The organism is Kineosporia sp. A_224 (assembly GCF_002198655.1).
GTDB lineage: Bacteria > Actinomycetota > Actinomycetes > Actinomycetales > Kineosporiaceae > R-H-3.
This window is the reverse complement of sequence record NZ_MWLN01000224.1, coordinates 1-12,854: the sequence shown is the minus strand read 5'-3', so window position 1 is coordinate 12,854 and position 12,854 is coordinate 1. Positions and strand designations below refer to the sequence as shown.

Sequence of the window (12,854 nt, the reverse complement as noted above, 5' to 3'; positions counted from 1 at the left end):
ACCGACGACCAGACCCCGGCAGGTGCCCGATGAGCCGCATCGTCGTCGACCCGATCACCCGCATCGAGGGCCACCTGCGGATCGAGGCCCAGGTGGAGAACGGCGTCGTCGCCGACGCGTGGTCGTCCGCGACGATGTGGCGCGGCCTGGAGCAGATCCTGCTCGGGCGCGACCCGCGCGACGCCTGGTACTTCGCGCAGCGGATCTGCGGCGTCTGCACGACGGTCCACGCGCTGGCGTCCGTCCGGGCGGTCGAGGACGCCCTCGGCATCACCCCGCCGCGCAACGCCCGCCTGCTGCGCGACCTCATCGCCGCGACGCAGTACGTCCACGACCACGTCGTGCACTTCTACCACCTGCACGCGCTCGACTGGGTCGACGTCACCTCCGCGCTCAAGGCCGACCCGAAAAAGGCCGCGGCCGTCGCGCAGTCGATCTCGGACTACCCGCTCTCGACCGCCGGCCACTTCACGGCGGTCCAGAACCGGCTCGCCGCGTTCGTCAAGGGCGGCCGGCTCGGGCCGTTCGCGAGCGGCTACTGGGGGCACCCGGCCTACCGGCTGTCGCCCGAGGTGAACCTCATCGCGACGAGCCACTACCTCGACGCGCTGGACTTCCAGCGCGAGTACGTGAAGATCCACGCGATCCTCGGCGGCAAGAACCCGCACCCGCAGAGCTACGTCGTCGGCGGCATGACGACGCCGCTGGACCCGTCGAGCCCGAACGCCCTCGGGGACGACGCCCTCATGCAGATCCGCGGGCTGCTGCAGCAGGGCCTCGACTTCGTCAAGCAGGCCTACCTGCCGGACCTGCTCGCGATCGCCGGGGCGTACCCGGAGTGGACGACGATCGGCGGCGGCCTGACGAACTTCCTGTCGTTCGGCGACTTCAACGCCGGCCCGCAGCCGCACCACGGCCCGATCACCGACGGCGTGCTGCCGAGCGGGCTCGTCCGGGACGGCAACCTCACGGCCGTCGAGAAGATCGACCCGACGAAGATCACCGAGGAGGCGACGCACGCCTGGTTCACCTACTCGGCGGGCGACGGGACGGCGCTGTCGCCGTTCGACGGCGAGTCCACGGCGAGCTACACCGGCCCGAAACCGCCGTACGACCACCTCGATGTCGAGGCCAAGTACTCGTGGCTGAAGTCCCCGCGCTACGACGGGCTGCCGGTCGAGGTCGGCCCGCTCGCCCGGGTCGCGATCGCCTACGGCCGCAGGGACGAACGCTTCACCCCGCTCGTCGACAGCAGCCTGAAGGCCCTCGGCGTCGGGCCGCAGGCGCTGTTCTCGACCCTCGGCCGCACCCTGGCCCGCGGGCTGGAGACCGTCGTCCTCGCCGAGCACGCGGTCACCCTGCTCGACGCCCTGCGCGACAACATCGGCACGGGCGACCTGCGGATCGCCGACAGCGAGCTGTTCGACCCCTCGACCTGGCCGCGGTCGGCCCGCGGCGTCGGGTTCCACGAGGCGCCGCGCGGCGGGCTGTCGCACTGGATCGTCATCGGCGACGAGAAGATCGAGAACTACCAGGCCGTCGTGCCGACCACCTGGAACGCCGGCCCGCGGGACGCCGCGGGGCACCGCGGGGCCTACGAGGCCGCCCTCGTGGGGACGCCGCTCGCCGACCCGAAGCGGCCGCTGGAGATCCTTCGCACCGTGCACTCGTTCGACCCGTGCATGGCCTGCGCCGCGCACGTCCTCGACGCGGACGGGCAGCCGGTCGTGGAGGTGAGGGTGCAGTGACCGACCTCCACCCCGACCCGGGGGCGCCCCACGAGGTGCACCCGTCGGTCCGCCGGCCCGCGGCCAACCGCGAGGTCGTCGTCGGCACCGAGTGCGTCACCCCGGTCAAGGTGTGGCAGCCGTGGATCCGGCTCCTGCACTGGACCCTCGTCGGCACCGTCGTCGTCCTGTCGCTCACCGGGTTCTACATCGCCGACCCGGTCGTCCTCGGCGGCGACGGCGGCGGGCTCATGGCGACGGTGCGGTTCGTCCACGTCCTCGCCGGGTGGATGCTCATCACCGTGCTCGTCGGCCGGCTCTACCTGGCCTTCGCCGGCAACCCGTGGGCGCGCTGGCCGCAGCTGCTCCCGGTCTGGCGCGAGCGCCGCGCCCAGCTGTGGCACACGGTGCGGTACTACGCCTTCCTCGAGAAGCACCCCGCCGAGGTCGTCGGGCACAACCCGATGGCGGGGCTGGCGTACGTCGGGCTGTTCGGGATGCTCGCCGTGCAGGCCCTGACCGGGATCGCCCTCGTCGCCGTGACCGACCGCGACGGCTGGGAGTGGGCGGCGACGGGCTGGCTGTTCCAGCTGCTCGCGGTCCCCGAGGTGCGGCTGCTGCACCACCTCGTCATGTGGTTCACGTGGACGTTCGTCGTCTTCCACGTCTACGCCGCGACCCTCGTCGACCGCGTCGAGCGCGGCGGCGAGATCAGCTCGATGGTCGGCGGCTGGAAGATGCTGCCGACCGGCCGGATCGAGGAGGAGCTGAACCGTGACGCCGCCCGTCGCCGCCGTCGCCGGCGCTGAGCCCTTCCTCGTGCTCGGTGTCGGCAACGAGCTGTTCACCGACGAGGGGCTCGGCTGCGTCGCAGCCACCCGGGTCGCGGAACGTGTTGCGGCCGAGGGCATCGAGGGCGTCGCCGTGGCGGACGGCAGTACGCTCGGCCTCGGCCTGCTGCCGGCGCTCGCGGACCGGCGGTGCGTCCTCCTGCTCGACGCGGTGCTCTCCGCCGGCAGCCGGCCCGGCGACGTGCTCGTCCTGGAGGGCGACGACGTGCCGATCACCCGGCAGCTCACGATGTCCGCGCACCAGATCGGGGTGTCGGAGGCGCTGTCCGCCGCGCAGTTCGCCGGCTGCTGCCCGCCCGTCGTCGTCGCGGCGGGCATCGTGCCGGCCGTGCTGGAGACCGGCTACGGCCTCTCCCCCGCGGTCGAGGCGTCGATGGACGCCCTCGTCGAGGCGGCCCTCGTGATCCTTCGGCGCTGGGCCGTCGGCGGGAACGCCACGTCCGACCCTGCCGCGGGTCACCGCAGCGGCAGGCTCGCCAGGACCCGTCCGCCTGCGGCGGTCTGACCGCCCTCGAAGCTGCCCCGGACCTCGGCGGCCCGCTCGCGCATGGACGCCAGGCCGACGCCGGACACCCAGTCCGGCCCGGTGCCGCCGTCGTCGACGACCTCGACGACGAGCGCCGGACCCGTTGCGTCGCAGTCGCTCCCGTGCTCGGCCACCGAGAGCGTCACGTCAACCACCGTGGCCGCCGCGTGCCGGGCGACGTTCGTCATCGCCTCGACGACGATCCGGTAGGCCGCGACCTCGACGGCCGCCGGCAGCCCGTCGAGACCGCCGTCCGCCACGAGCCGGACCGCGACGAGGGCGCCGTCCGCCCGCCGCAGTCCCCTGGCCTGCTGGCGCAGCGCCCCGAGCAGCCCGAGCTCGTCGAGCGCGGGCGGCCGCATGCCGTAGACGATGCGCCGCACGTGGGCGATCGCGTCCACGGTGTCCGCCCGGATGGCGTCGAGCAGCCCGGCCGCGGCGTCCGGGTCGCGGGCCAGGGTGTTCCGCGCCGCGTCGACGGTGAACGCGACGCCTGTGAGGGTGGGGCCGAGCTCGTCGTGGAGGTCGCGGCGCAGCCGGCGTCGCTCGTCCTCGACGGCCGCGACGACCTGCCCGCGGGACGCCTGCACGGCCGCGGTGAGCGCCCGGGCTCGCAGGATCTGGGCGAGCAGCGGGGCGACCAGGTCGAGCACCCGGCGGTCGGCGGCGGGCATCGTGAGGTCGCCCGGCCGCAGCCCGACGACGAGGTCGGCGGACGGCGTCCCGCCGTCCGTGCTGCCGTCCGTGCTGCCGTCCGTGCCGCCGTCCGTGCTGCCGTCCGTGCGGCCCGCGCCGTCCGGTCCGCCCGCCGGCAGCGGGACGACGTACCGGGACGGCACCGCGGACCCGCTCGCGGCGAGCGGGGTCCCGTCCGGCGCGAGCAGCGCCACCCACGGCACGGCGAGGGCGTCCCGGACGACGTCGAGGGCCTGCGCCGGGTCGTCGCCCAGGCCGCCGGCGACCCGGGTCGCGGCGGCGATCGGGTCGGGCCGGTCGCCGAAGAGCAGCCGGTCGAGGACCCGGCCGAGGACGACGGCCGAGGGGCGCACCGCGAGGGCGCACGCCAGACCGAGGACGGCGTACGCCGGCGCGGTCATCCGCACGCCCGCCAGCACCGCCGCGGCGTCCGCGCCCACGAAGACCGCGACGTAGCCGCTCGCGACGACGCCGCCGACCGCGGCCCGGACGACGAGCCCGCGCACGTCGACGGACTCCGGGCGCAGGACGCCGACGACGAGGGCCATCGGGGCAGCGGCCATGAGCGCCGTCGCGGCCCCGGCCGCGGCGATCCAGGTCTCCCGGCCGTCGTTGAGGAAGAGGACCAGCAGCCCGAGCAGCCCGGGGACGACGACGCCGAGGCTCCCCCAGAGCACCGGGCCGCGGGTCGCCGGTTCGCGTTCGAGCCGCCACCAGACCCACCCGACGACCGCGAGCGTCGTGAAGAGCCCTGCGCCGGCGACGCTGTTCGCGCTGCCCGCGCGGAAGACGGCGAACACGCCGGGTGCGATGACGAGCAGCGCCACGACCCGGCCGGCGACGGACGCCGGCGGCCGCGGGTAGGCCCAGAGCGCGAAGGGGCCGAGGACGAGCACGGCGAGGACGCCGAGGGCCCGCCCCGGCGCAGCGTGCCCGCCGGCGATGAGCCGGACCGCGAGCGCACCGCTCCCCCCGGCGGCCACGAGCGCCGCCGCGCTGACGACCGCGACGCGTGCGTGCAGCAGGACCGCCCCGCACGCGAGGCACGCCAGGGCCAGGACGAGCGACCCGGCGACGAGACCGGCGCTCACGGCCGCCGGCCCAGCCCGTGCTCGCGGGCCAGGACGATGGCCTCCTGCGCGCCGGGGACGCCCAGCTTGGCGAAGACCGCGGTGAGGTTGTTGCTCACCGTCTTCGGCGACAGGTGCAGCTCAGCAGCGATCGAGGCGGTGCGGCGTCCGGCGGCGAGCAGGTCGAGGACGTCGCGCTCGCGGGCCGTGAGCGGGTCGAGCGGCGACGGCGCCACGGCCGGACCGCTCGACGGGCTGGTCGACAGTCCGGTCGACGGGCCGGTCGACGCCCCGGCGAGCCGGCCGAGCATCCGCTGCGCGACGGGCGCCCCGAGGATCGCCTCGCCCGCCACGACCGCCGCGATCGCCCGGGCGATCTCCTCCTGCTCGGCGCCCTTGAGCAGGTAGCCGCGGGCCCCGGCGGCGAGCGCCGTCGTCACGGTCGCGTCGTCGTCGAACATCGTGAGCACGAGCACCGCCGTCCCGGGGGCCGCGGCCCGGATCCGGCGGGTCGCCTCGACGCCGTCCATGCCCGGCATCGCGAGGTCCATGAGGACGACGTCCGGGTGCAGGAGCAGGGTCTCCCGGACGGCGGACGCCCCGTCGACCGCCTCGCCGACGACCTCGACGCCGTCGAGGGTCCCGAGCAGCGCGGCCAGGCCGCGCCGGACCACGGGATGGTCGTCGACGACGACGACCCGCACGACGGCGCCACGACCCGGGGTCTCGTCCACGGACCCCATGGTGCCGTTGCGGGCACCGGTCGCGCCCGGGAGGATCCTCCCGACCCGCCGGGCGTCACCGGGAACGCACCCGGGAGCGGGCGGGATGATCCGCCCTGGTCCGGTCGTCGCAGCGGGCCGCAGGGTCGTGGCACCCCCAGTCGTGCACCGACAGACACCAGGAGCAGCCATGACCGACATCGGCACGAACGCACCGACCGCGCCGGGGCAGCGCCTCGGCCCCCCGACGACCGGGCAGCGGGTCGGGTTCGTCCTCGCGATCCTCCTGGGCCTGTCGGACGTCGTGTCCGTCGCGACGCCCACCCCGGAGGGCGAGGTCGGCGCGCCGTTCGTCGTCCTCGTCGTCGGGGCGCTCCTCGGCCTGGCGACGCTCGTCGGCGTCGGGCTCGCCTGGGCCCGCCGCTCCCGGGTCGCCGTCCGGGTGGCCGCGGGCAGCAGGGTCCTGTCGCTCCTGCTCGGGCTGCCGGCGTTCTTCGTCGACGGTCTCCCGCCGGTGGTCCGCGTCTTCTCGGCGGTCGCGGCCGTGCTGACGATCGTGGCCGTCGTCCTCATGCTGTCCGGGCCGCGGGGCGGTGCCCAGCGGTGATCGCCGTCGTCACCCTCCTGCTCGCCGCACCGCTCGGGTTCTTCGTCCGGTCCCGGCTCGCCGCGAACGGGGCGTACGCCGTCGCGTACCTGTGGGCCTTCGTCTTCCAGGGCGTCTACCTCATGCTCGACTCCCTCGGCGGCGGCGCCGACCCCGCGTTCCGGCCCGGTGAGTTCCCGCTCGCCTACGGCCTCGTCACAGCCGGGGTGCTGGTGGCGGGCTTCGCCCTCGTCGCCGCGGGGCACTGGGCGGCGGACCGCCGCCGGGCCCGCGCCGGCCGCCTCGTCGTCGCGGCCGGCACCGCGCCGGCCTGACCGACCCCCGGGCGGGCGGGGCGGCCTGCCCGGGCGAACGCCGACGGCCCGGACCCCCTGCGGGGGCCGGGCCGTCGTGCGCTCGTGCTGCGGGTCAGTCGTCGTCGCGGCCGGGGACCGGCGTCGTCTTCTGCACCTGCATGAGGAACTCGACGTTGCTCTTGGTCTCCTTGACCCGGTTGAGGAGCAGCTCGATCGCCTGCTGCGGCTCGAGCGCACCCATGACCCGGCGGAGCTTCCAGACGACGCTGAGCTCCTCCTTCGACATGAGGATCTCCTCACGCCGGGTGCCGGAGGCGTTGACGTCCACGGCGGGGAAGATCCGCTTGTCCGCGAGGTTGCGGGACAGGCGCAGCTCCATGTTCCCGGTGCCCTTGAACTCCTCGAAGATGACCTCGTCCATCTTGGAGCCGGTCTCGACGAGCGCGGTGGCGAGGATCGTCAGCGAGCCGCCGTTCTCGACGTTGCGCGCGGCGCCGAAGAACCGCTTCGGCGGGTAGAGCGCCGAGGAGTCGACGCCGCCGGAGAGGATGCGCCCGCTCGCCGGGGCGGCGAGGTTGTAGGCGCGCCCGAGGCGGGTGATGGAGTCGAGCAGGACGACGACGTCGTGCCCGAGCTCGACGAGCCGCTTCGCCCGCTCGATCGCGAGCTCGGCGACGGTCGTGTGGTCGTCGGCAGGCCGGTCGAAGGTCGAGGCGATGACCTCGCCCTTGATCGTGCGCTGCATGTCGGTGACCTCCTCGGGGCGCTCGTCCACGAGGACGACCATGAGGTGGCACTCCGGGTTGTTCACCGTGATCGCGTTGGCGATCGCCTGGAGGATCAGCGTCTTGCCCGCCTTGGGCGGGGAGACGATGAGCCCGCGCTGGCCCTTGCCGATCGGGGCGACGAGGTCGATGATCCGGTTCGAGATCTGGTTCGCCTCGGTCTCCAGGCGCAGCCGCTCCTGCGGGTACAGCGGCGTGAGCTTGCCGAACTCCGGGCGACCGCGCGCCTCGTCCGGGCTGGCGCCGTTGACGGCGTCGATCCGCACGAGGGCGTTGAACTTCTGGTTGCGCGGACCGGCCTGCTGCTGGCCGCTGCTGTCGCCGTCGCGCGGCTGCCGGACGGCGCCGACGACGGCGTCCCCCTTGCGCAGCGCGTACTTCTTGACCTGGCCGAGGGAGACGTACACGTCGTTCGGGCCGGGCAGGTACCCCGAGGTCCGCAGGAACGCGTAGTTGTCGAGGACGTCGAGGATGCCCGCGACGGGCAGCAGCACGTCGTCGTCCCCGACCTCGGGCTCGTCCATGCCGACGGGGCCGCCCTCGTCGCCGCGCTGGCGGCGCTTGCGGTCGCGGTAGCGGCCGCGCCGGCGCCGGCCGCCGCGCTCGTCGTCGTCCTCGTCCTGCGGGCCGGTGCTGCGGGGGCCGCGGTCGAGCCGGGGCTGCTGGCCGTTCTGGTCGCGGTGCTGGACGCCCTCGCGGGGCTGGCGCTCGCCGCCGTCCCGGACCTGGACGCCGTTCTGGCCGTCACGCGCCTGGCCGTCCCGGGCCTGGACGTCACGGGCCTGGCCGTCCCGGCCGTGGGTGTCCCGGGACTGGCCGTCACGCGCCACGGGCTCGCGGACGGGCTGCTCGCGGGCGGGCTGCTCGCCGCCGTCCCGCTCCTGGCGGTCCCGCCGGACGGTGCGCTCCCGGCGCGGGCGGCGCTCGCCGCCGTCGACGGGCAGGGACTGCTGGCCGGTCTCGTCGGGCGCCGCATCGGTGCGCGTCGCGTCGGCCGGGGGCGTGCTGCGGGCCGCGACCGGCTCGGGGGCCGGCTCGGCGACCGGGGTGCTCACGGCCGGCGCCGCGGCGGGCTCGGAGCCGCCGTCGGCGGCCTCGACGCGCTGGGAGGGCGGGCCCGCGGGGGCCGCGGAGCGCCGGGAGGCGCGCGGGGCGGCCGGCTCCGCGGTCTTCGGCGCGCTGCTGCCGGCCTGCTTGGCCTTGATCGCCTCGAGCAGGTCCGACTTGCGCATGCGCGCCGTGCCGCTGATCCCGAGCTGGGCGGCGACCGCCTGGAGCTCGGGGAGCCGCAGCGCGGACAGGGCTGCGCGCGGGCTCGACTCAGCGGCGATCTCGGTGGTGTCTGTCACGTAGGGTCCTTCCCCCTTGTCGCCGTGCACGAGATGTCACGGCCGCGGGACGATCCCCGGGCCGGTTCCCGGGGCGAGGTACCTCTGACGCGCGCGCCGGTGCTCATCGAACAGCAGGAGATGGCAGCTGGATCGCGGCGGATCAGCGGCGGGAGCTCGGGTGGTACGAGCCTCCTCGCGGCTGCGCACACACTGTAACACCGCAGGACGCGTCGGTGCAGTACCGCCCTTCCGGCGCCTGTCCGCGGCCCCACGCGGTCACCCGAGGGTGACCACGGCGCCCCGCGGCGGCGTCGTCGCGACGGTGCGTCGAGGGGCCCGACACGCTGCGTACCAAGGGATTCCCGTCGCCCCTCCCCCGACTTACTAGCGCGTATGACCCAGTAGATGGGTCATACGCGCTAGTAAGTCGGGGGCGGGGGCTCACGCGAGCTCGGCGCCCTCGGCGGCGATCGGCGGCTCGAGGACGGTCCACGCCTGCGGGCCGCCGGTGCCCTGCGCGCCGAGCGCGGCGTCGACGGCGGACCGCGCCGCGTCGCCCTCACCGAGGACGAGGACGCAGGGGCCTGCGCCGGACACCACCGCGGCACCGCCGGCGGCCCGGACGGCCTCGACGAGGGCCCACGTGTGCGGCATGGCGTCCGCGCGCTGGCGCTGGTGCAGCCGGTCCTCGGTGGCGGGCAGGAGCAGGTCGGGGCGCCGGGTCAGCGCCTCGACGAGCAGTGCCGAGCGGCCGGCGTTGAAGGCGGCGTCCCCGTGCGGCACCGAGGCCGGGAGCATGGCCCGGGCCCGGGACGTCGCGAGCTCGACGTCCGGCACGCAGACGGCGACCCGCACCCGCGGGTCGACGGGCACCCGGACGGCGCCCGCGCGCCGCAGGCCGGTCCGGCCGGGCGAGGGGTCCATCCACGCGACGGTGAAGCCGCCGAAGAGCGAGGCCGCCGCGTTGTCCGGGTGGCCCTCGGCCGCCGTCGCGAGTGCGAGCACCGCGGCGTCGTCGAGCAGGGAGCGGTCGGCGAGCAGCCCGCGGGCGGCCACGAGGCCGGCGACGATCGTCGCGGCCGACGAGCCGAGCCCGCGGCCGTGCGGGACGCTGTTGCGGCAGTGCACCCGCAGCCGCGGCCGCCCGGCGCCGGCGTGCGCCAGCCCGGTGCGCAGCAAGCGGACGAGCAGGTGGCTCTCGTCGAGCGGGACCGCACCGGCCCCCTCGCCCTCGACGGTCACCTCGACCGACGGCCCGTCGTCCGGCCCACCGGGCAGCGCCTCGACGGTCACGACGTCGTGGACGTCGAGCGCGAGCCCGAGGCTGTCGAAGCCGGGCCCGAGGTTCGCGCTCGAGGCGGGCACCCGGACCGTGACGGGCAGACCCAGGACGACGCCGTCGACGACCGTCACGCCGGACGCCTGCACCGGTGCGCCCACCTCAGCCCTCCAGCCCCAGGGCCCGCGCGACGCTCACGGTGTCGACCGAGACGCGCTCGGGCTCCACCGAGGAGCCGTCAGGGTTGCGCAGCGCCCACTGCGGGTCCTTCAGGCCGTGCCCGGTGACGGTGCACACGACCGTCTGGCCGCGGTCGAGCAGCCCGGCCGCGTGGGCCTTGAGCAGCCCCGCGACGCTCGCCGCCGACGCGGGCTCGACGAAGACGCCCTCGGCCGACGAGAGCAGCCGGTGCGCGGCGAGGATCTCCTCGTCCGTCACGGAGTCGATGAGGCCGCCGCTCTCGTCGCGGGCCGCCTCCGCCTGCTTCCACGAGGCGGGGTTGCCGATCCGGATCGCAGTGGCGATCGTCTCGGGCTGGTCGACCGGGTGACCCAGGACGATCGGGGCGGCACCTGCCGCCTGGAAGCCCCACATCCGCGGCCGGTGGCTCGCGACGGCGGGCAGCGGCTGGTCGCCGGGGGCGTCGCTCGGCGCCTGGGTGGGCCGGGAGTACTCGACGTAGCCCTTCCAGTAGGCGGTGATGTTGCCCGCGTTGCCGACGGGCAGGCAGTGGATGTCGGGGGCGTCCCCGAGCAGGTCGACGACCTCGAACGCGGCCGTCTTCTGGCCCTCGATCCGGGCCGGGTTCACCGAGTTCACGAGCTCGACCGGGTAGGCGTCGGCGAGCTTGCGGGCGACGGTGAGGCAGTCGTCGAAGTTGCCGTCGACCTGGAGCAGCTTGGCGCCGTGCGCGACCGCCTGGCTCAGCTTGCCCATCGCGATCTTGCCGTCCGGCACGAGCACCGCGCACGTCATGCCGGCGACCGCCGCGTACGCCGCCGCCGACGCCGACGTGTTGCCGGTCGACGCGCAGACGACGACCTTGGCGCCGGCCTCGGCGGCCTTGCTGATCGCCATCGTCATGCCGCGGTCCTTGAAGGACCCGGTGGGGTTGGCGCCCTCGAACTTGACCCAGACCTCGCACCCGGTGCGCTCCGAGAGCGTGTGCGCGCGGGTCAGCGGCGTGCCGCCCTCCCGCAGGGTCACGACGGGCGTCGTCTGCGAGACGGGCAGCCGCTCGCGGTACTCCTCGATGACGCCGAGCCACTGATGGGCCACGTGCCTGCTCCCTCGTCGGGACCCGCCGCGGGGCGGGTGCTCGCTGCTGCCCGGTGCTGGTGCCCGGGCGTGGTGCTGGTGCTGGGGGGCCGGGTCGGGCGGGAGCCCGCGGGCCCGGTGGGTCAGTCGCCCTCGACGCGCATGACGCTGGCGACCGCCTCGACGCTGTCGAGGCCGGCGAGGGCCTCGACCGTCGCGGTGAGCGCGGCGTCCGGGGCGGTGTGCGTCACGACGACGAGTGCGGCCCGGCCGGCTCCCCCGCCGTCCTCGCGGGCGGGGTGCTGCTGCTGCCGCACCGTCTCGATGGAGACGCCGTGCGTCGCGAAGACGGCGGCCACCTGGGCGAGGACGCCCGGGCGGTCGGCCACGTCGAGGCTGATGTGGTACCGCGTGAGCACCTCGCCCATCGGCCGCACCGGCAGGTCCGCGTAGGCCGACTCCCCCGGCCCGCGGCCGCCCGCGACGCGGTTGCGCGCCACCGAGATGACGTCGCCGAGGACGGCGCTCGCGGTCGGCTGGCCGCCGGCACCACGGCCGTAGAACATCAGCTCGCCGGCCGCCTCGGCCTCGACGAACACCGCGTTGTAGGCCTCGCGCACGCTCGCGAGCGGGTGGCTCAGCGGGATCATCGCGGGGTGCACGCGGACCGAGACGCCCTCGGGCGTGCCGTCCGGGCCGCCCCCGGTGCGCTCGCAGATCGCGAGGAGCTTGACGACGGCGTTCATCGCCCGGGCGGACGCGACGTCCGCCGCCGAGACCGAGGTGATGCCCTCCCGGTGGACGTCGGCCGCGCCGACCCGGGTGTGGAAGGCGAGCGAGGCGAGGATCGCCGCCTTCGCGGCGGCGTCGAACGCCTCGACGTCGGCGGTCGGGTCGGCCTCGGCGTAGCCGAGCTCCTGGGCCTGGGCGACGGCCTCGGCGAAGCCCATGCCGGTGCTGTCCATCTTGTCGAGGACGTAGTTCGTCGTGCCGTTGACGATGCCGAGGACGCGGCGCACCCGGTCACCGGCGAGCGACTCGCGCAGCGGGCGCAGCAGCGGGATCGCCCCGGCGACGGCGGCCTCGAAGTAGAGGTCGACGCCGTGCTCGGCGGCCGCGGCGTAGAGCGTCGGGCCGTCCTCGGCGAGCAGCGCCTTGTTCGCGGTGACGACTCCCGCGCCGGAGGCCATCGCCTCGAGGATGAGCGAGCGGGCCGGCTCGATGCCGCCGATGACCTCGACGACGATGTCAGCAGCCTTGACGAGCGCGGTGGCGTCGGTCGTGAAGAGAGCGGGGTCGACGGCCAGGTCGCGCGTGCGGCCGAGCCGGCGGACGGCGATCCCGGACAGCTCGAGCGGCGCACCGACCCGCTGGGCCAGCTCGTCGCCGTGCTGCGTCAGCAGGCGCGCGACCTCGGTGCCCACGACCCCGCACCCGAGCAACGCCACCTTGAGCGGCTCCACGACCCTCTCCTCGCCTCGCCCCGGGGCCGGGGTGTTCGCCGTCCGGCCCCTCGTCTGTCTCTCACATCGGTCCGGGGCGCGGTCGCCTGGTCTCAGGATGCGGACGTGCCGCGGACCGGTCCCGGCGTCCAGTGTCGCAGCCCCCGGCCGCCGGCCGGGACGCCCCGCCGCAGCGGGCGGGGTGGATCACGCCACGTGGGCTGTGCCAGGGTTGGGCCCGCAGTCGGACGTGGTCGTGCCGGGG

Annotated in this window: 11 protein-coding genes; 5 read left to right on the top strand and 6 right to left on the bottom strand. The window is 75.5% G+C overall.

Going from position 1 to position 12,854, the window contains the following annotated elements:
* Positions 1-29 precede the first annotated feature (29 nt).
* Genes EDJALFJO_RS35885 through EDJALFJO_RS29685 form a run of 3 tightly spaced genes read left to right on the top strand, consistent with a single transcriptional unit; the run spans position 30 to position 3,083 of the window.
* Positions 30-1,748: a nickel-dependent hydrogenase large subunit gene (locus tag EDJALFJO_RS35885; protein WP_233150112.1), complete on the top strand. Its 1,719-nt coding sequence runs from the start codon at positions 30-32 to the stop codon at positions 1,746-1,748.
* The gene (cybH, locus tag EDJALFJO_RS29690) at positions 1,745-2,536 is read left to right on the top strand and encodes a Ni/Fe-hydrogenase, b-type cytochrome subunit (protein ID WP_158220616.1); all 792 of its coding nucleotides are present in this window, start codon (positions 1,745-1,747) and stop codon (positions 2,534-2,536) included. Before EDJALFJO_RS35885 ends, cybH begins: the two co-directional genes overlap by 4 nt.
* Positions 2,502-3,083, top strand: coding sequence for a hydrogenase maturation protease (locus tag EDJALFJO_RS29685; RefSeq protein ID WP_088289941.1), 582 nt, complete (start codon positions 2,502-2,504; stop codon positions 3,081-3,083). Before cybH ends, EDJALFJO_RS29685 begins: the two co-directional genes overlap by 35 nt.
* On the opposite strand, the gene EDJALFJO_RS29680 is transcribed toward EDJALFJO_RS29685, so the two are convergent.
* Positions 3,035-4,891: a sensor histidine kinase gene (locus tag EDJALFJO_RS29680; protein WP_088289940.1), complete on the bottom strand. Its 1,857-nt coding sequence runs from the start codon at positions 4,889-4,891 to the stop codon at positions 3,035-3,037. The two genes, EDJALFJO_RS29685 and EDJALFJO_RS29680, sit on opposite strands and share 49 nt — an antisense overlap.
* The gene (locus EDJALFJO_RS29675; RefSeq protein ID WP_233150111.1) at positions 4,888-5,604 is read right to left on the bottom strand and encodes a response regulator transcription factor; all 717 of its coding nucleotides are present in this window, start codon (positions 5,602-5,604) and stop codon (positions 4,888-4,890) included. Before EDJALFJO_RS29675 ends, EDJALFJO_RS29680 begins: the two co-directional genes overlap by 4 nt.
* Positions 5,605-5,782: 178 nt before the next feature.
* On the opposite strand from EDJALFJO_RS29675, the gene EDJALFJO_RS29670 reads away from it, so the two are divergent.
* Both EDJALFJO_RS29670 and EDJALFJO_RS29665 read left to right on the top strand, forming a co-directional pair.
* Positions 5,783-6,199 (top strand): hypothetical protein, encoded by a 417-nt coding sequence (locus EDJALFJO_RS29670; protein WP_088289938.1) that lies wholly within the window; start codon positions 5,783-5,785, stop codon positions 6,197-6,199.
* Positions 6,196-6,513: a hypothetical protein gene (locus EDJALFJO_RS29665; RefSeq protein ID WP_088289937.1), complete on the top strand. Its 318-nt coding sequence runs from the start codon at positions 6,196-6,198 to the stop codon at positions 6,511-6,513. The genes EDJALFJO_RS29670 and EDJALFJO_RS29665 overlap by 4 nt, the downstream gene beginning before the upstream one ends.
* Before the next feature lie 94 nt (positions 6,514-6,607).
* Here the strand turns inward: EDJALFJO_RS29665 and rho are convergent, their stop codons facing one another.
* The 4 genes from rho to EDJALFJO_RS29645 form a co-directional block, all read right to left on the bottom strand.
* Positions 6,608-8,629: a transcription termination factor Rho gene (rho, locus tag EDJALFJO_RS29660; RefSeq protein ID WP_088289936.1), complete on the bottom strand. Its 2,022-nt coding sequence runs from the start codon at positions 8,627-8,629 to the stop codon at positions 6,608-6,610.
* A gap of 423 nt (positions 8,630-9,052) precedes the next feature.
* Positions 9,053-10,051 (bottom strand): homoserine kinase, encoded by a 999-nt coding sequence (gene thrB / locus EDJALFJO_RS29655; RefSeq protein ID WP_198950766.1) that lies wholly within the window; start codon positions 10,049-10,051, stop codon positions 9,053-9,055.
* Between the two features lies 1 nt (position 10,052).
* On the bottom strand, positions 10,053-11,168 hold the full coding sequence (gene thrC / locus EDJALFJO_RS29650; RefSeq protein ID WP_088289935.1) for a threonine synthase: 1,116 nt from the start codon (positions 11,166-11,168) through the stop codon (positions 10,053-10,055).
* Positions 11,169-11,290: 122 nt separating this feature from the next.
* Positions 11,291-12,610, bottom strand: a complete 1,320-nt coding sequence (locus EDJALFJO_RS29645) for a homoserine dehydrogenase (protein ID WP_088289934.1) — start codon at positions 12,608-12,610, stop codon at positions 11,291-11,293.
* Positions 12,611-12,854: the final 244 nt, after the last annotated feature.

Bases quoted from the DNA above. Each gene is read 5' to 3' on its own strand.
- EDJALFJO_RS29670 (WP_088289938.1), top strand. From the start codon at position 5,783: ATGACCGACATCGGCACGAACGCACCGACCGCGCCGGGGCAGCGCCTC.
- EDJALFJO_RS35885 (WP_233150112.1), top strand. From the start codon at position 30: ATGAGCCGCATCGTCGTCGACCCGATCACCCGCATCGAGGGCCACCTG.